Origin of the sequence: Actinosynnema sp. CS-041913, from assembly GCF_050942485.1 — a bacterium.
GTDB lineage: Bacteria > Actinomycetota > Actinomycetes > Mycobacteriales > Pseudonocardiaceae > Actinosynnema.
The window spans coordinates 8,756,718-8,774,905 of record NZ_CP192037.1 but is presented as its reverse complement, the minus strand read 5'-3'; the positions used below and the strand labels follow the sequence as shown (position 1 = coordinate 8,774,905).

The 18,188-nt window shown below is 70.5% G+C and carries 16 protein-coding genes; all 16 read left to right on the top strand.

The window, feature by feature from the left end; all coding sequences use genetic code 11:
• Positions 1 to 17: 17 nt before the first annotated feature.
• Positions 18 to 578, top strand: a complete 561-nt coding sequence (locus tag ACQPZF_RS39580) for an NADPH-dependent F420 reductase (protein ID WP_433265993.1) — start codon at positions 18 to 20, stop codon at positions 576 to 578.
• A gap of 156 nt (positions 579 to 734) precedes the next feature.
• On the top strand, positions 735 to 2,012 hold the full coding sequence (locus tag ACQPZF_RS39575) for a geranylgeranyl reductase family protein (protein ID WP_433265991.1): 1,278 nt from the start codon (positions 735 to 737) through the stop codon (positions 2,010 to 2,012).
• Positions 2,013 to 2,359: 347 nt separating this feature from the next.
• Positions 2,360 to 2,725, top strand: a complete 366-nt coding sequence (locus ACQPZF_RS39570; RefSeq protein ID WP_033428518.1) for an NADH-quinone oxidoreductase subunit A — start codon at positions 2,360 to 2,362, stop codon at positions 2,723 to 2,725.
• A 12-nt stretch (positions 2,726 to 2,737) separates the two neighbouring features.
• A complete protein-coding gene (locus ACQPZF_RS39565) occupies positions 2,738 to 3,286 on the top strand; it encodes a NuoB/complex I 20 kDa subunit family protein (protein WP_184689265.1) in 549 nt (182 codons plus the stop codon).
• 5 nt (positions 3,287 to 3,291) lie between these two features.
• A complete protein-coding gene (locus tag ACQPZF_RS39560; RefSeq protein WP_433265988.1) occupies positions 3,292 to 4,080 on the top strand; it encodes an NADH-quinone oxidoreductase subunit C in 789 nt (262 codons plus the stop codon).
• Positions 4,077 to 5,507 (top strand): NADH-quinone oxidoreductase subunit D, encoded by a 1,431-nt coding sequence (locus tag ACQPZF_RS39555; RefSeq protein ID WP_433265987.1) that lies wholly within the window; start codon positions 4,077 to 4,079, stop codon positions 5,505 to 5,507. The genes ACQPZF_RS39560 and ACQPZF_RS39555 overlap by 4 nt, the downstream gene beginning before the upstream one ends.
• Entirely contained in the window at positions 5,504 to 6,304 is an 801-nt protein-coding gene (gene nuoE / locus ACQPZF_RS39550) for an NADH-quinone oxidoreductase subunit NuoE (RefSeq protein WP_433265985.1), read from the top strand. The genes ACQPZF_RS39555 and nuoE overlap by 4 nt, the downstream gene beginning before the upstream one ends.
• Positions 6,305 to 6,316: 12 nt before the next feature.
• Positions 6,317 to 7,597: an NADH-quinone oxidoreductase subunit NuoF gene (gene nuoF / locus ACQPZF_RS39545; protein ID WP_433265983.1), complete on the top strand. Its 1,281-nt coding sequence runs from the start codon at positions 6,317 to 6,319 to the stop codon at positions 7,595 to 7,597.
• The gene (locus ACQPZF_RS39540) at positions 7,594 to 10,077 is read left to right on the top strand and encodes an NADH-quinone oxidoreductase subunit G (protein WP_433265981.1); all 2,484 of its coding nucleotides are present in this window, start codon (positions 7,594 to 7,596) and stop codon (positions 10,075 to 10,077) included. Before nuoF ends, ACQPZF_RS39540 begins: the two co-directional genes overlap by 4 nt.
• Positions 10,074 to 11,420, top strand: a complete 1,347-nt coding sequence (nuoH, locus tag ACQPZF_RS39535; protein WP_433265979.1) for an NADH-quinone oxidoreductase subunit NuoH — start codon at positions 10,074 to 10,076, stop codon at positions 11,418 to 11,420. Before ACQPZF_RS39540 ends, nuoH begins: the two co-directional genes overlap by 4 nt.
• Positions 11,407 to 11,973: an NADH-quinone oxidoreductase subunit NuoI gene (gene nuoI, locus ACQPZF_RS39530; protein ID WP_433265978.1), complete on the top strand. Its 567-nt coding sequence runs from the start codon at positions 11,407 to 11,409 to the stop codon at positions 11,971 to 11,973. The genes nuoH and nuoI overlap by 14 nt, the downstream gene beginning before the upstream one ends.
• Positions 11,970 to 12,818: an NADH-quinone oxidoreductase subunit J gene (locus ACQPZF_RS39525; protein ID WP_433265976.1), complete on the top strand. Its 849-nt coding sequence runs from the start codon at positions 11,970 to 11,972 to the stop codon at positions 12,816 to 12,818. Before nuoI ends, ACQPZF_RS39525 begins: the two co-directional genes overlap by 4 nt.
• Entirely contained in the window at positions 12,815 to 13,114 is a 300-nt protein-coding gene (gene nuoK, locus ACQPZF_RS39520; RefSeq protein WP_015105349.1) for an NADH-quinone oxidoreductase subunit NuoK, read from the top strand. The genes ACQPZF_RS39525 and nuoK overlap by 4 nt, the downstream gene beginning before the upstream one ends.
• A 10-nt stretch (positions 13,115 to 13,124) precedes the next feature.
• Positions 13,125 to 15,053, top strand: a complete 1,929-nt coding sequence (gene nuoL, locus ACQPZF_RS39515; RefSeq protein ID WP_433265974.1) for an NADH-quinone oxidoreductase subunit L — start codon at positions 13,125 to 13,127, stop codon at positions 15,051 to 15,053.
• Positions 15,050 to 16,615 carry an NADH-quinone oxidoreductase subunit M gene (locus ACQPZF_RS39510; RefSeq protein ID WP_433265972.1) on the top strand — a complete coding sequence of 522 codons (1,566 nt, stop codon included), beginning with the start codon at positions 15,050 to 15,052 and terminating at the stop codon, positions 16,613 to 16,615. Before nuoL ends, ACQPZF_RS39510 begins: the two co-directional genes overlap by 4 nt.
• 1 nt (position 16,616) lies before the next feature.
• Positions 16,617 to 18,182: an NADH-quinone oxidoreductase subunit NuoN gene (nuoN, locus tag ACQPZF_RS39505; RefSeq protein ID WP_433265970.1), complete on the top strand. Its 1,566-nt coding sequence runs from the start codon at positions 16,617 to 16,619 to the stop codon at positions 18,180 to 18,182.
• The last annotated feature ends 6 nt before the right edge of the window (positions 18,183 to 18,188 follow it).

Below are 18,188 nucleotides of genomic sequence, written 5' to 3'. Positions count from 1 at the left end.
CCAGCAGAGGAGTCGGAGTGCAGGTCGGGATCATCGGCGCGGGGAACATCGGTACCGCTGTCGCCACCAAGCTGGCACGCGCCGGGCACGACGTGGTGATCAGCAACAGTCGTGGGCCGGAGTCGTTGCCCCCGCTCGACGGCGTCACCCCCGGCACGGTGGCGGACGCGGTGCGGCGGGAGATCACCATCCTCGCCGTGCCGTGGGTCGCCCTGGATCTCGCCACGCAGGGGCACGACTGGAGCGGCAAGGTCGTGGTCGACGCCAGTAATCCGATCCTGCCCGGTTTCGTCGTCGCCGACCTGGGCGGACAGCCGTCCAGCGCGATCGTGGCGGCGAAACTGCCCGGTGCCTTGCTGGTCAAGGGGTTCAACACGTTGAGCCCCGAGCGGTTGCTGGCCGACGGGGCCACGGTGATCTTCCTGTCCGGCGACCACCCCGAGGCCACCGCCAAGGTCGCCGAACTGGTCGAGAGTTCCGGCTGGGCCGCGATCGACCTCGGGCCGTTGGCCGAGGGCGGGCGGTTGCAGCAGTACCCCGGCGGGCCGCTGCCGGGCCTCAGCCTCGTCAGGCAGTGAGACCGGGCCGAGCAGTCCGGGGAGAAAGCCGGGAAGACCGGGCCGGTGGCGACGAGCCCGCCGGGCCAGGGGCGCCGCACGGTCGGCCGGCGGGCTCTCAGCGGCCCGCAAGTAGACTCGCGCTCGACTTTGTGAATCCAGGCACAAGGAGCGGGAATGACGACTCCCAGCCGCCGCAAGGCAGGCGAGGACGCCGAGGTGATCGTGGTCGGCGCGGGCCCGGCGGGCTCGACCGCAGCGACCTACCTGGCCCGCGCGGGCCTTGACGTGCTGCTGTTGGAGAAGTCCACGTTCCCCCGGGAGAAGGTCTGCGGCGACGGGTTGACGCCGCGCGGGGTCAAGCAGCTCATCGACCTGGGCGTCGACACCCGCGAGGAAGCGGGCTGGCTGCACAACCGGGGTCTGCGGGTCGTCGGCGGCGGGGTCACGCTCGAACTCGACTGGCCCGACCTGGCCACCTTCCCGCCCTACGGCGTGGTGCGCCCCCGGCAGGACTTCGACGAGATGCTGGCCAAGACCGCCCAGCAGGCCGGCGCCCGGCTCTACCAGCAGACCACCGTCACCGGGGCCGTCGTGGAGAACGGCCGGGTGGTCGGGGTCACCGCCAAGACCGGGCCGGACAAGCAGGCGGTCACCTACCGGGCCCCGATCGTCGTGGGCTGCGACGGCGTGAGCGCGCGGCTCGCGCTCAGCGTCGGCATCCAGAAGGACGACGCCAAGCCGATGGGCGTCGCGGTCCGCCGCTACTACGCCAGCCCCCGCACCAAGGACGACTACCTGGAGTCGCACCTGGAGCTGTGGGACCGGACCAACGACGTCCTGCTCCCCGGCTACGGCTGGATCTTCGGCATGGGCGACGGCACGGTGAACGTCGGCCTCGGCATCCTCAGCACCTCCAAGGCCTACGGGACCACGGACTACCGCGCCCTGCTGAAGTCCTGGCTCGACGGCACCCCCGAGGAGTGGGGCTTCCGCGAGGAGAACGCCACCGGCAAGATCGGCGGCGCCGCCCTGCCCATGGGCCTCAACCGCAAGCCGCACTACCGGGACGGCCTGCTGCTGGTCGGCGACGCGGGCGGCATGGTCAACCCGTTCAACGGCGAGGGCATCGGCTACGCCATGGAGTCGGCCCGGATCGCCGCGGAGACCGTCGTGCAGGCGCTCGCCCGGACCGGCCACAGCCGGGAACGGGCCCTGCACGGCTACCCGGTGCGCATCGAGCAGGCGCTGGGCAGCTACTACCGCCTGGGCAACGTCTTCAGCCGCCTGATCGGCCACCCGACCATCATGCGCACCGCGACCAAGTACGGCCTACCTCGGAAAACGCTGATGAAGCTGGTCCTGAAGCTGCTCGCGGGCCTTTACGACCCGAAGGACGGCGACGCCTTCGACCGCATCATCGCCGCCACCACGAAATTCACCCCTACGGCCTAACGGCCTTCGGCTACTTGACGCAGCGTCGACATCCGTGTCGGCGCTGTTTCGTTTTCGCTGTGCCGCCGTTCACTCCCCGGTCGCAAAGCTGTGGATCTGCACCGTGTAAGCCCAGGTCAAGGTATGTGCAGGGGGTGCCCGTCACGCCTCTGTGTGACGTTCTACACTGGCCTGCAGGTCTTGTGAATCAGTTCACAACCGGCTGAGATGCCTTGTGAAGTGTTTCACAAGCGGCCTGAGGAGCGTTAGGCACGCCTAACTTCCGGAGGGCGCAAGAACACCCCATAGGGTGCGCAACGGTCGGCGGTGCACCACCACCGCGACACGCGAGGAAAGGACGACGGAGAGTGCTGGACCCTTACCTCCCCCTCGTATTGATGTTCGCCCTCGCCGCGGCCTTCGCGCTGTTCTCCGTGACGGCCGCGCCGTACATCGGTCCCCGCCGCTACAACCGCGCGAAGCTCGACGCGTACGAGTGCGGCATCGAGCCGTCACCGCAGCCCGTGGTGGGCGGTGGCCGGATGCCGGTCGCCTACTACCTCACGGCGATGCTGTTCATCCTGTTCGACATCGAAATGGTGTTCCTCTACCCCTTCGCGGTCTCCGCGGACCGGCTCGGCCTGTTCGGCCTGGTGGAGATCGCACTGTTCGTCGCGACGGTCGGCTTCGCGTACGCCTACGTGTGGCGGCGCGGCGGCCTCGACTGGAACTGAGGGGGAAGACCCGTGGGTCTCGAAGAGAAGCTCCCGAACGGCATCCTGCTCGCCAGTGTGGAGAAGCTGGTCAACTGGACCCGCAAGTCCTCGCTCTGGCCGGCCACGTTCGGCCTCGCCTGCTGCGCCATCGAGATGATGACCACCGGCGGTCCGCGCTACGACCTCGCGCGGTTCGGCATGGAGGTCTTCCGCGCGTCTCCGCGCCAGGCCGACCTGATGATCGTCGCGGGCCGGGTGACCAACAAGATGGCGCCGGTGCTGCGCCAGATCTACGACCAGATGCCCGAGCCGCGCTGGGTGCTGGCGATGGGCGTGTGCGCCTCCAGCGGCGGCATGTTCAACAACTACGCGGTGGTGCAGGGCGTGGACCACGTCGTGCCGGTCGACATGTACCTGCCGGGCTGCCCGCCGCGGCCGGAGATGCTGATCGACGCGATCCTCAAGATCCACGCCAAGATCATGGACGAGCCGCTGGGCGCGAACCGCGCCGCGCTGCTGGCCGAGTCCGGCCGCACCACGGACCTCATCCCGTCCTCCCAGCGGTTTGCGAAGAAGTGAGCGGTATGGCTGACGACAAGCGCGAGGTCGACAAGACGCCCGGCGCGGACAACCCCGCGGTGAACGGGAAGTCCGAGGCCCTCAGCTCGGCGAGCATGAACGAGGCCCAGCACGAGGAGCACGAGGAGCGCGGCGGCGTCGTCGCGGGCAAGGCCCGGCAGGGCATGTTCGGCATCTCCGGCAGCGGCGACACGTCCGGCTTCGGCGGCCTGCGGCTGCCCGCCCACGTCGCCGCGCCCAGCGAGCGGCCGTTCGGCGGCTGGTTCGACGAGGTCGCCGACGAGCTGCTGGCGGCGATCCACGAGCGGGGCCTGCCCGCCGACACCGTGCAGCAGATCACCGTCGACCGCGGCGAGATCACGTTCTACCTGCGCCGGGAGAACCTGGTCGAGGTGGCGCGGATCCTGCGCGACGACCCGGCGCTGCGCTTCGAGCTGTGCAGCTCGGTGTCCGGGGTGGACTACGGGGTGGACGCGCCGCAGCGGCTGCACTCGGTCTACCACCTGACGTCGATGACCTACCGCCGCCGCATCCGGCTGGAGGTCGCGGTCGACGTCGACGACGCGCACATCCCCAGCGTGGTCGCGGTCTACCCGACCGCGGACTGGCAGGAGCGCGAGGCCTGGGACATGTTCGGGATCGTCTACGACGGACACCCCGGCCTGACCCGGATCCTCATGCCGGACGACTGGGACGGCCACCCGCAGCGCAAGGACTACCCGCTCGGCGGCATCCCGGTGGAGTACAAGGGCGCGGAGATCCCCCCGCCAGACCAGAGGCGGTCCTACTCATGACCGAACGGCATCCCGAAGACCTGCGTGCAGGGTCGAGCAGGCTCTCCGACGTGACCACCGGCACCGACACCAGTGCCGCCGGCCGCGACAGCGACTCGTACGGCGCGAACCAGCAGGCCGACCCGTACGCCGCCTCGTCCCGCCAGACCACCGAGGGCACCGTCTACACGGTGACCGGCGGCGACTGGGACGAGGTGCTGGCCGACGCGGCGGGCGACGAGCGCATCATCATGAACCTGGGCCCGCAGCACCCGTCGACGCACGGCGTGCTGCGCCTGGTGCTGGAGCTGGAGGGCGAGACCGTCACCCAGGCCCGCAGCGTCATCGGCTACCTGCACACCGGTATCGAGAAGAACGTCGAGTACCGCAACTGGACCCAGGGCGTCACGTTCGTGACGCGGATGGACTACCTGGCCCCGCTGCACAACGAGGCCGCGTACTGCCTCGCCGTGGAGAAGCTGCTCGGCATCACGGTCCCGGAGCGCGCGCAGACCGTCCGCGTGCTGCTGATGGAGCTGAACCGGATCAGCTCGCACCTGGTGGCCCTGGCCACCGGCGGCATGGAGCTGGGCGCGCTGACCGGCATGACGGCCGGCTTCCGCGAGCGCGAGGAAGTCCTGCACCTGCTGGAGTTCCTGACCGGCCTGCGGATGAACCACGCCTTCATCCGCCCCGGCGGCCTGGCGCAGGACCTCCCGGCCGACGCCCCGCAGCGCATCCGCGACTTCATCAAGGTGATGGACTCGCGGCTGCCGGACTACGACAAGCTGCTCACCGGCCAGCCGATCTGGCGCAACCGGTTGCAGGGCATCGGCTACCTGCCGGTGGACGCGTGCCTCGCGCTCGGCATCACCGGCCCGATCCTGCGGTCCGCCGGCCTGCCGTGGGACCTGCGCAAGATCGAGCCGTACTCGGGCTACGAGAACTACCGGTTCGACGTGCCGACCTCCAACGAGGCCGACTCGTTCGCCCGGTACCGGCTGCGGGTCGAAGAGATCCACGAGTCGCTCAAGATCGTGCGGCAGGCGGTGGACCGGCTGGAGCCGGGCCCGGTCATGGTGGAGGACGCCAAGGTCGCGTGGCCCGCGCAGCTCACCATCGGCCCGGACGGCATGGGCAACTCGCTGGAGCACGTCCGCAAGATCATGGGCCAGTCCATGGAGTCCCTGATCCACCACTTCAAGCTGGTGACCGAGGGCTTCCAGGTGCCGGCCGGCCAGGTGTACGTGCCGATCGAGTCGCCGCGCGGCGAGCTGGGCTACCACGTGGTGTCCGACGGCGGCACCCGGCCGATGCGCGTGCACGTGCGCGAACCCAGCTTCGTGAACCTCCAGTCGATGCCCGCGATGTGCGAGGGCGGCATGGTCGCCGACGTCATCGCGTCGGTGGCCTCTATCGACCCGGTGATGGGTGGTTGTGACCGATGAGCACTCCGGAAAACGTCCTCGCGGCCTCGCCGCTCGACCCCGGGTCGACGGGGCGGCTGGTCCACGAGACGCCGGCGGACACCGGCGTCTTCGACGCCGACACGGTGGCGCGGGCGCGGGCGCTCATCGCGCGCTACCCGCAGTCCCGGTCGGCGTTGCTGCCGATGCTGCACCTCGTGCAGTCCGTGGAGGGCTACGTCAGCCAGGAGGGCATCGCGTTCTGCGCGGGGCAGCTCGACCTGAGCCTCGCCGAGGTCAGCGCGGTCGCGACGTTCTACACCATGTACAAGCGCCGCCCGTGCGGCGAGCACCTGGTCAGCGTCTGCACGAACACGCTGTGCGCGGCGCTCGGCGGTGACGCGATCTACGCCAAGCTGCGCGAGCACCTGGGCGCGGACGGCAGGCCGCTGGGCCACGAGGAGACCTCGGGCGAGCCGGGCGCGCCGGGCTCGATCACGCTGGAGCACGCCGAGTGCCTGGCGGCCTGCGACCTGGGGCCGGTGCTCCAGGTGAACTACGAGTTCTACGACAACCAGACCCCGGAGAAGGCGCTGGAGCTGGTGAAGTCGTTGCAGGCCGGGGAGAAGCCGCACCCGACGCGGGGCGCGCCGCTGACCGACTTCCGGCAGGCCGAGTTGCAGCTCGCGGGCTTCTTCGAGGGCCGGGAGGCGGACCTGGACGGCCCGTCGGCGGCGCCGGAGACGGTGCGCGGCGCGGCCATCGCCGCCGACCGCGGCTGGACGGCGCCCGCGATGCCGGAGAACCCCGAGTTCCCGGCCCTGCCGGAAAAGAAGTAGGGGGACGCCGACATGGTCGACAATCTGACTCCCGTCCTCACCAAGCGCTGGCTGTCGCCGCGCTCGTGGACGCTGAAGACCTACGAACAACTGGAGGGGTACACGGCGCTGCGCAAGGCGCTGAAGGCCCACCCGGACCAGCTCATCCAGCAGTGCAAGGACTCCGGCCTGCGCGGCCGGGGCGGCGCGGGCTTCCCCACCGGCATGAAGTGGGGCTTCATCCCCCAAGGCGACGGCAAGCCGCACTACCTCGTCATCAACGCCGACGAGGGCGAGCCGGGCACCTGCAAGGACATCCCGCTGATGATGGCGGACCCGCACTCGCTGATCGAGGGCATCATCATCACCTCGTACGCGATCCGCGCGAACTTCGCCGCGATCTACGTGCGCGGCGAGGTGCTGCACTGCATCCGGCGGCTGAACGCGGCTGTGCAGGAGGCGTACGCGGCGGGCTACCTGGGCAAGGACATCCTCGGCTCCGGCTTCGACCTGGACGTCGTCGTGCACGCGGGCGCGGGCGCGTACATCTGCGGCGAGGAGACGGCCCTCCTCGACTCGCTGGAGGGCAAGCGCGGCCAGCCCCGCCTCAAGCCCCCCTTCCCGGCCACCGCCGGCCTCTACGCGTCGCCCACCGTGGTGAACAACGTCGAGACCATCGCCTCGGTTCCCTACATCGTGAACGGCGGCGCGGACTGGTTCCGCACCATGGGCCGCGAGCGGTCGCCGGGGCCGAAGATCTACTCGCTGTCCGGGCACGTCGAGAAGCCCGGCCAGTACGAGGCCCCGATGGGCACCACGCTGCGTGAGCTGCTGGACCTGGCGGGCGGCATGAAGGACGGCATCCCGCTGAAGTTCTGGACGCCCGGCGGCTCGTCGACCCCGCTGTTCACCGCCGAGCACCTGGACGTCCCGCTGGACTTCGAGGGCGCGGCGGAAGCCGGGTCGATGCTGGGCACCACCGCGCTGCAGATCTTCAACGAGACGGTGTCCGTGCCGTGGGCGGTCATGAAGTGGACCGAGTTCTACAAGCACGAGTCGTGCGGCAAGTGCACGCCGTGCCGCGAGGGCACCTACTGGCTCGTGCAGATCCTCCAGCGGATGAACCGCAACGAGGGCACCGCCGGTGACATCGACACGCTGCTGGACATCTGCGACAACATCCTGGGCCGCTCGTTCTGCGCGCTCGGCGACGGCGCGGTCAGCCCGATCACCAGCGGCATCAAGTACTTCAAGGACGAGTTCCTGGCGCTGTGCGACCGGAACTCCCAGGTCTTGGCGGGAGCAAGCGCATGACCATCGCGCCTGACAAGAGCGCCACCGGGCAGGTCGTCCCCGAGGGCCACGTCAAGCTCGTCATCGACGGCCTGGAGGTCGTCGCGCCCAAGGGCGAGCTGCTGATCCGCACCGCGGAGCGGCTGGGCATCGTCGTGCCGCGGTTCTGCGACCACCCGCTGCTGGAGCCCGCGGGCGCCTGCCGGCAGTGCCTGGTCGAGGTGGAGATGGGCGGCCGGCCGATGCCGAAGCCGCAGGCCTCCTGCACCATGACGGTGGCCGACGGCATGGTGGTGAAGACCCAGCTCACCTCGCCGGTGGCGGACAAGGCGCAGCAGGGCGTGATGGAGCTGCTGCTCATCAACCACCCGCTGGACTGCCCGATCTGCGACAAGGGCGGCGAGTGCCCGTTGCAGAACCAGGCGCTCAAGCACGGCCGCGCGGACTCCCGGTTCCACGAGCACAAGCGGACGTTCCCGAAGCCGATCCCGATCAGCACGCAGGTGCTCCTGGACCGCGAGCGGTGCGTGCTGTGCCAGCGGTGCACGCGGTTCTCGGCGCAGATCGCGGGCGACCCGTTCATCGAGCTGCTGGAGCGCGGGTCGCAGCAGCAGATCGGCGTGGCGCAGGACAAGCCGTTCCAGTCGTACTTCTCCGGCAACACCATCCAGATCTGCCCGGTGGGCGCGCTGACGTCCGCCGCGTACCGGTTCCGGGCGCGGCCGTTCGACCTGGTGTCCACGCCGAGCGTGTGCGAGCACTGCTCGTCCGGCTGCGCGGAGCGCACCGACTGGCGGCGCGGCAAGGTGCAGCGCAAGCTGGCCGGCGACGACCCCGAGGTCAACGAGGAGTGGATCTGCGACAAGGGCCGCTTCGCGTTCCGCTACGCCACCGCCGACGACCGGATCACCCGGCCCCTGGTGCGCGACGCGGAGTCCGGCGAGCTGCGCGAGTCGTCGTGGACGGAGGCGTTGCAGGTCGCGGCGACGGGGCTGGCGAAGGCGCGGGACGGCAAGGGCGCCGGTGTGCTCGCCGGCGGCCGGCTGACCGTCGAGGACGCCTACGCGTACTCGAAGTTCGCCCGGATCGCGTTGCGCACCAACGACGTCGACTTCCGCGCGCGGGCGCACTCGAACGAGGAGCTGGAGTTCCTCACCTCCTCGGTGCTGGGCACCACGCCGGAGGACGGCGTGACGTTCAAGGGCATCGAGGCCGCGCCCGCCGCGCTGCTCGTGGCGTTCGAGCCGGAGGAGGAAGCGCCGATCGTCTTCCTGCGGCTGCGCAAGGCGGCCCGCGCGAAGAAGACCAAGGTGTTCCACCTGGGCCAGTTCACCTCGCCCGCGGTGGAGAAGACCTACGGCACGCTGCTCGCGTGCGTGCCCGGCGGCGAGCCCGCCGCGCTGAACGCCCTGCCCGAGCACGCCGCCGACGTGGTGGCCGAGCTGGCCAAGCCGGGCGCGGTGATCCTGGTCGGCGAGCGCGCCGCCGAGGTGCCGGGCCTGTTCTCCGCCGTCGCGGCGCTGGCCGGGCGGACCGGCGCGAAGGTCGCCTGGATCCCGCGCCGGGCCGGTGAGCGCGGCGCGCTGGAAGCCGGCCTGCTGCCGACGCTGCTGCCCGGCGGGCGGCTGGTGTCCGACGCCGACGCCCGTGCGCAGGTCGAGCAGGCCTGGGGCCTGGAGGCGGGCGCGCTGCCCACGCGGCCCGGCCGGGACACCACCGCCATCCTGACCGCCGCCGCGAGCGGGGGCCTCGACGCGCTGGTGGTCGGCGGCGTCGACCCGTTCGACCTGCCGGACCCGGCGCTGGCCGAGCGCGCGCTGGACTTCGTGGGCTTCGTGGTGAGCCTGGAGCTGCGGCACAGCGCGGTGACCGCGTACGCCGACGTCGTGCTTCCCGTCGCCCCGGCGGTGGAGAAGGCGGGCAGCTACCTCAACTGGGAGGGCCGCCACCGCCCGTTCGGCACCACGCTCGAAGGCACCGGCGCCCTGCCCGACGGGCGGGTGCTGGACACGCTGGCCGTCGAGATGGAGGCCGACCTGTTCACGCAGACCCCGGCGGCGGCCGGCGCGGACTTCGCGCGCCTGGGCCGCGGCACGCTGACCGCCGCCGTCCCGACGGTCCCCGCGCCGCTGCTGTCCCAGCCCAAGGACGGCCAGGCGGCGCTCGCGACCTGGCGGCGGCTGTTGGACAACGGCTCGCTGCAGGACGGCGAGCCGAACCTGGCGGGCACCGCGCGCCCCGTGGTGGCCAAGCTGTCCGAGGCCACCGCGCGGCGCCTCGGTGTGGCGCTCGGCGGCGTGATCACCGTGTCGACCGAGCGCGGCGAGGTCTCGCTGCCGGTCGAGGCGGCCGACCTGCCCGACGGCGTCGTGTGGCTGCCCGGCAACTCCGGCGCGGTCACCGTGCGGCGCAACCTGGTCGCCGGCCACGGCTCCGTGGTGGCCGTGTCCGCCGCGCCCGACGCCGCGGAGGAAACCACCTCGCCCGGAGGCAAGGCATGAGCACCGCACAACTCCTCGCCGACGACCCCGTCTGGCTGGTCTTGATCAAGGTCGTGGGGATCTTCGCGTTCCTCGTCGTGATGACCCTGTTCATGATCAACTGGGAGCGCAAGGTCGTCGCCCGGATGCAGCAGCGGCCCGGGCCCAACCGGGTCGGGCCGGGCGGCTGGCTCCAGTCGCTGGCGGACGGCCTGAAGCTGGCGTTCAAGGAGGACATCCGCCCCGTCCTGGCGGACAAGTGGGTGTTCTTCCTCGCCCCGGTCATCTCGTGCATCCCGGCGTTCGTCGCGTTCTCCGTGATCCCGCTCGGCGGCAAGGTCGAGATGTTCGGCCACGAGACCGCGCTCCAGCTCGTCGACCTGCCGGTCGGCGTGCTGGTCGTGCTCGCGTGCTCCTCGCTGGGCGTCTACGGCATCGTGCTGGCCGGCTGGGCGTCCGGCTCGCCGTACCCGCTGCTGGGCGCGCTGCGGTCGGCCGCGCAGGTCATCTCCTACGAGATCGCGATGGGCCTGGCCATCGTCGCGGTCGTGATGAGCTCGCACTCGCTGTCCACGGCGGACATCGTCGGCACCCAGTCCGGCACCATCGCCTGGGGCGCGCTGCCCGCGTGGAACGCGATCCTGCTGCCGGTCAGCTTCATCATCTACGTGATCGCCATGGTCGGCGAGACCAACCGCGCGCCGTTCGACCTCCCCGAGGCCGAGTCGGAGCTGGTCGGCGGCTTCCACACGGAGTACAGCTCGCTGAAGTTCGCGCTGTTCTTCCTTGCCGAGTACGTGAACATGGTGACCGTGTCGGCGCTCGCCACCACGCTGTTCCTGGGCGGCTGGCAGTTCCCGATCGTCGGCCCGGACCACGTGCTCAACAGCGGCTGGTGGGGCCTGCTCTGGTTCGTGCTCAAGACGCTGGCGTTCCTGTTCCTGTTCATCTGGCTGCGCGGCACGCTGCCCCGCCTGCGCTACGACCAGTTCATGCGGCTGGGCTGGAAGTTCCTCGTCCCGATCGCGCTGTTCTGGTTCGTCGCGGTGGCGTTCACCCGGTACTTCAACCAGGAGCGCATGGCGGGCAACATCGGCACCGGGCTGGTGCTGGCCGTGTTCGGCATCGTGCTCGGCGTGATCCTGGTGGTCGCGTTCCTGCTGCCGGACAAGCGCGAGCACCGCGACCCGAACGCCGTGCCGATCACCGGCGGCGGGTTCCCCGTGCCGCCGCTGGACCTGAAAGTGCCCAAGTCGCCGCCGCGCCGGCAGGTGCCGGTGGCCACGCTGCCGACCGCCGACCGGACGGCGGAGCCCGCGGCGGTAGCCGCATCAGCGAAGGAGGCCGGCGATGGGGATGCTTGATCCCGTCAAGGGGTTCGGCGTGACCTTCGGGACGATGTTCAAGAAGGTCGTCACCGAGGAGTACCCCGAGGTCAAGAAGGTCACCGCGCCGCGGTTCCACGGCCGGCACCAGCTCAACCGACACCCGGACGGGCTGGAGAAGTGCGTCGGCTGCGAGCTGTGCGCGTGGGCCTGCCCGGCGGACGCGATCTTCGTCGAGGGCGGCGACAACACCGAGGACGAGCGCTACTCGCCCGGTGAGCGGTTCGGCCTGGACTACCAGATCAACTACCTGCGCTGCATCGGCTGCGGCCTGTGCATCGAGGCGTGCCCGACCCGTTCGCTGACCATGACGAACGAGTACGAGCTGGCCGACGACGACCGGCAGAAGCTGATCTTCACCAAGGAGGACCTGCTCGCGCCGCTGCTGCCCGGCATGGAGCAGCCGCCGCACCCGATGCGGCTGGGCGAGCACGAGCAGGACTACTACGTGAACGGCCCGGCGCTGGCCCGGCAGGCCGGGGTGCCGGCCGGGGCGACCGTCGAGACAGGCCCCGAGGAGGCGCGGAAGTGAGCGCGATCCTCTCGTTCCTGGCGCAGCAGCCGGAACAGGTGCAGCGCGCGGTCGACACCGTGACCACGGGCGAGGCCGTCGCGTTCTGGGTCCTCGGCCCGCTGGCGCTGGCCGGCGCGCTGGGGATGCTGTTCGCCCGCAACGCCGTGCACTCGGCGCTGTGGCTGGTGCTGACCATGCTCAGCCTCGGTGTGCTCTACATGGTCCAGCAGGCGCCGTTCCTCGGCTTCGTGCAGATCATCGTCTACACCGGCGCGATCATGATGCTGTTCCTGTTCGTGCTGATGCTGGTCGGCCGGGACAGCTCGGACTCGGTGGTCGAGGTGCTGCGCGGGCAGCGGCTCGCGGCGATCGTGCTCGGCATCGGGTTCGCCGGCCTGGTCGTCGGCTCGCTGGCGCGGGCGCTGACCGACGTCGAGCCGGTCGGGCTGGCGCAGCAGAACACCCAGGGCGGCGGCAACGTCGCCAACATCGGCGAGGCGCTGTTCACCGACTACCTGTTCCCGTTCGAGCTGACGTCGGCCCTGCTGATCACGGCGGCGATCGGCGCGATGGTGCTCGCGTTCGCCTCGCGGGTGGGCAAGGACGCGAAGAAGACGCAGCGCGAACTGGTCGAGGAGCGCTTCCACGGCGACCGGGTCGGCTCCCTGCCCGGCCCCGGTGTCTTCGCCACGGCCAACTCCGTCGCCACCCCGGCGCTGCTGCCGGACGGCTCGGTGGCCGCCGAGTCGCTCTCGGAGCTGATCGAGACGACCGCCAAGGAGACCCTGGACGACGACGTCGCCGAGGTCTCCGGGACCGGCCACCAGGCCGACGCGCACGCCCTCAAGGGAGAGCAGCCGTGACCCCTACCTACTACCTGCTGCTGTCCGCGCTGCTGTTCAGCCTCGGCGCGGTGGGCGTGCTGGTGCGGCGCAACGCCATCGTGGTGTTCATGTGCGTCGAGCTGATGCTCAACGCGGTGAACCTCAGCCTCGTCACGTTCGCCCGGATCAACGGCGCGCTCGACGGCCAGGTGATGGCGTTCTTCGTGATGGTCGTGGCCGCCGCCGAGGTCGTGGTCGGCCTGACGATCATCATGGCGATCTTCAAGACGCGTCGCTCGGCCTCGGTCGACGACTCCAACCTGCTGAAGTACTGAGGGGTCACCGGTGACGGAACCTATTGCCGCCGGCGGGCTCGGCGGTCTCGCCTGGCTGCTGCTCGCCCTGCCCGCGTTCGGCGCGCTGGTGCTGCTGCTCGGTGGCCGGCGCACCGACAAGTGGGGCCACCTGCTCGGCTGCGCCACCGTGATCGCGACGTTCGGCTACGGCGTGGCGCTGTTCTTCGAGACGCTCGGCCGGAGCGACCGCACCAGCGAGCTGCACCTGTTCGACTGGGTGTCGGTGAACGCGCTGAACGTCGAGTTCGCCCTGCGCCTCGACCCGCTGTCGCTGACCTTCGTCCTGCTGATCACCGGTGTCGGGTCGCTGATCCACATCTACTCGATCGGCTACATGGCGCACGAGGCCGGGCGGCGGAAGTTCTTCGGCTACCTGAACCTGTTCGTCGCCGCGATGCTCCTGCTGGTGCTGGGCAACGGGTTCGTGACCCTGTACTTCGGCTGGGAGGGCGTGGGTCTCGCCTCCTACCTGCTGATCGGCTGGTACCAGCACAAGCCGGAAGCCGCGAGCGCCGCGAAGAAGGCGTTCCTGATGAACCGGGTCGGCGACCTGGGTCTCGCGATCGCGATCTTCATCCTGTTCAAGGAACTCGGCACCACCCAGTACACCGAGGTGTTCGCGCGGGTCGGCGAGCTGTCCGCCGCCGAGGTCACCGCGGTGACGCTGCTGCTCCTGCTCGGCGCGTGCGGCAAGTCCGGCCAGTTCCCGCTCCAGGCGTGGCTCCCGGACGCGATGGCCGGCCCCACGCCGGTCTCCGCCCTGATCCACGCGGCGACCATGGTCACGGCCGGCGTCTACCTGATCGCCCGGTCCAACCCGATCTACAACGCGTCCGCCGACGGCCGGCTGGTCGTGATGATCATCGGCGCGGTCACCCTGATCATCGGGTGCCTCATCGGCTGCGCCTACGACGACTTCAAGAAAGTCCTCGCCTACTCGACGGTCAGCCAGATCGGCTACATGATCCTCGCCGTCGGCCTCGGCCCGGTCGGCTACGCGCTGGGCATCATGCACCTGCTCACGCACGGCTTCTTCAAGGCCGGGCTGTTCCTCGGGGCCGGCTCGGTCATGCACGGCATGAACGACGAGGGCAACATCCGCCGGATGGGCGGGCTGGCGAAGAAGATGCCGATCACGTTCGTCACCTGGACGCTCGGCTACCTCGCCCTGATCGGCTTCCCGTTCCTGTCCGGCTACTTCTCCAAGGACGCCATCATCGCGGCGGCGTTCAGCGAGCCGGGCTGGCGGGGCTGGGTGTTCGGCGGCGCGGCGGCGCTGGGCGCGGGCATCACCGCGTTCTACATGACCCGCCTGCTGATCCTGGTCTTCCTGGGCAAGCCGCGCTGGACGGACCTGGAGTCCGAGGACGGCCGCGCCTACCACCCGCACGAGTCGCCGCTGTCCATGACCGTGCCGATGATCCTGCTGGCGGTCGGCTCGGTCGGCGCGGGGTTCTTCTTCGAGACCAACCACAACCTGGCGGGCTGGCTCACGCCGTCGCTGGGCGAGCTGCAGGAGCAGCACGGCGTGCTCTCGCACAGCGTGGTGAACTTCCTGGTGCTCGGCCTGTCGGCGCTGGGCGTGCTGGTGGCGTTCCTGCTGTTCGGCCGCAAGCCGCAGCCGGTGGCCCGCCCGGAGCGGGTGTCGTTCCCGGTCCGCGCCGCGCGCGCCGACCTGTACGGCAACGCGCTCAACGAGGCGTTGTTCGCGCGGCCGGGCACCTGGCTCACCCGCGCGCTGGTGTTCGTGGACAACAAGGGCGTGGACGGCCTGGTCAACGGGTCGGCCGCGCTGCTGGGCGGTAGCTCGGGCCGGTTGCGCAGGCTCCAGACCGGATTCGTGCGCTCGTACGCGCTCTCCATGCTCCTGGGTGCGATCTTCGTCCTGGGCGCGCTGCTGATGGTGAGGTTCTCGTGAGCTGGACGCTGATCGCGCTGCTCCTGCTGCCCCTGGTGGGCAGCGTGGTGGTGGCCTTCCTGCGGCGCAACGACCGGATCGCGAAGACGGTCGCGCTGGCCGTCGCGCTGGGCGAGCTGGCGATCGCCGTGCTCGCCTGGGTCGGCTTCGACCCGTCGTCGGACGAGCGGCTCCAGCTCACCAGCTCGGCCGACTGGATCCCGGCGTTCGGCGTGCACCTGTCGTTCGGCGTGGACGGCATCGCGCTGGTGATGATCGCGCTGATCGCGTTCCTGGTGCCGGTGGTCATCGGCGGCTCGTGGGCGGACAAGCTGCCCGAGGGCCGCAGCGCGGGCGGGTTCTTCGCGCTGCTGCTGGCCATGGAGACCGGCATGGTCGGCGTGTTCGCGGCCACCGACGTGTTCGTGTTCTACGTGTTCTTCGAGGCTGTGCTGGTCCCGATGTACTTCCTGATCGGCCGCTTCGGCGGCCCGAACCGGCAGTACGCGGCGATGAAGTTCTTCCTGTACTCGCTGCTCGGCGGCCTGGTCATGCTGGCCTCGGTGATCGGCGTGTACGTCGCGGCGGCGGACCGGCTGGGCGCCGGCACGTTCGACTGGGCCACCCTGGTCACGGTCACTCGCGAGCTGCCGCTGTCCACGCAGATCTGGCTGTTCCTCGGGTTCTTCGTCGCGTTCGCGATCAAGGCCCCGCTGGTGCCGCTGCACACCTGGCTGCCCGACGCCGGCGCGGAGGCCCCGGTCGGCGCGGGCGTGCTGCTGGTCGGCATCCTGGACAAGATCGGCACGTTCGGCTTCCTGCGCTACTGCCTGCCGCTGTTCCCGCTGGCCAGCCAGGAACTCGCGCCGCTGATCCTGGTCCTGGCCGTGGCGGGCATCCTCTACGGCTCGCTGCTCGCGGTCGGCCAGTCGGACCTGAAGCGGTTCGTCGCGTACACGTCCATCGCGCACTTCGGCTTCATCGCGCTGGGCATCTTCGCGTTCAGCTCGCAGGCCGGGGCCGGCGCGGTGCTGTACATGGTCAACCACGGCATCTCCACCGGCATGCTGTTCCTGGTCGTCGGCATGGTGATGGCCCGCGGCGGGTCGCGCCTGATCGAGGACTACGGCGGCATGGCGAAGCTGACGCCGGTCCTCGGCGGCCTGTTCTTCGTGGCCGGCCTGTCGTCGCTGGCGCTGCCCGGCACCAACTCGTTCGTCAGCGAGTTCCTGGTGCTCGTCGGCTCCTACCCGAACCAGCCGGTGTACACGATCCTGGCCGCGCTGGGCATGGTGCTGGCCGCGCTCTACATCCTGTGGCTGTACCAGCGGGTGTTCCAGGGCCCGGTGCGCGGCACGGCGCTGATCGGCGCGACCGGCGGGCCCGGCGCGACGGTCGATCCGGAACGCGCCCCGGTGCGCGACCTGGACAAGCGGGAACTGGCGGTGCTCGCGCCGCTGGTGGCCCTGATCCTGGTGCTCGGGTTCTACCCGAAGCCGGTGTTGGACGTGATCACCCCGTCCGTCGGGGCGACGCTCAGCGAGGTCGGGGTGGCCGACCCGGTCGCGCAGGAAGGCAAGTGACGTGACGTTCCTCGCTCAGACCCAGCGGCTCCAGGCGCCGGAGATCGACTACCTCGCGGTCGCGCCGATCCTGATCGTGCTCGGCGCGGCCTGCCTCAGCGTGCTGGTCGAGGCCTTCCTGCCGAAGGCGCAGCGGTGGAGCAGCCAGGTCGTGCTGACCCTGCTGACGCTCGCCGCGGCGGGCGGCGCGCTGGCCTGGTACGGCGGCTCCGCCGACACCCCGGAGCAGGGCAAGGTGACCCTCGCGGGCGCCATCGCCGTGGACCAGCCGGTGATCTTCCTGTGGGGCACCCTGCTGGTGCTCGGCTTCGGCGCGGTGCTGCTCATCGCGGACCGCTCGGTGGAGCCCGGCGGCGCGTTCGTCGCCGACGCGGCCATCCGGCCAGGCACCGTCCAGGACCGCGCCCAGGCGGGCCGGTTCGGGATGCAGACCGAGGTGTTCCCGCTCACCCTGTTCGCGCTCGGCGGCATGATGGTGTTCGTCGCCGCGAACGACCTGCTGACCATGTTCATCGCGCTGGAAGTGCTGTCCCTGCCGCTGTACCTGATGTGCGGCCTGGCCCGCCGGCGGCGGCTGCTGTCGCAGGAGGCGGCGGTCAAGTACTTCCTGCTCGGCGCGTTCGCCTCGGCGTTCTTCCTGTACGGCGTGGCCCTGCTGTACGGCTTCGCGGGCTCGGTGAAGCTCGCCGACATCGCCGCCGCGACCGCCGGCAACGACCGGCCCGACACGCTGCTGTACGCGGGTTTCGGCCTGCTGGTGGTGGGCCTGCTGTTCAAGGCGTCGGTCGGCCCGTTCCACGCGTGGACCCCCGACGTGTACCAGGGCGCGCCGACGCCGATCACGGCGTTCATGGCGGCCTGCACGAAGGTCGCGGCGTTCGGCGGCATCCTGCGGGTGCTGTTCGTGGCGTTCGAGAAGTCGAGCTGGGAGTGGAACGGCGTGTTGTGGGGCGTGGCGATCGCGTCCATGGTCATCGGCGCGGTGCTCGGCCTCACCCAGACCGACGTGAAGCGGATGATCGCCTACTCGTCGGTGGCGCACGCGGGCTTCCTGCTGGTCGGGTCCATCTCGCTGAGCAGCGAGGGCCTGTCCGGCACGATGTTCTACCTGATGGCGTACGGGTTCACCACGATCGCCGCGTTCGGCGTGGTGTCGCTGGTCCGCAACGCCGACGGCGAGGCCACCCACCTGTCCCAGTGGGCGGGGCTGGCGAAGCGCTCGCCGATCGCCGCCGCGGTGTTCACGTTCCTGCTGCTCGCGTTGGCGGGCATTCCGCTGACCAGCGGGTTCATCGGCAAGTTCGTGGTGTTCGCGGCGGCGCTGCAGAGCGGCATGGCGCCGCTGGTGGTGATCGCGCTGGTGGCCTCGGCCGTGGCCGCGTTCTTCTACCTGCGGGTCATCGTGCTGATGTACTTCAGCGAGCCGGCGCCGGACGGCCCCACGGTGAGCGTGCCCGGCGCGTTCACCTCGGTGGCCATCACGCTGGGCGCGGCGATCACGCTCATCCTCGGTGTCTGGCCCGCGTTCGCCCTCGATTGGGCGGGTGCCGGCGGGTTCATCTTCTAGCGGTAC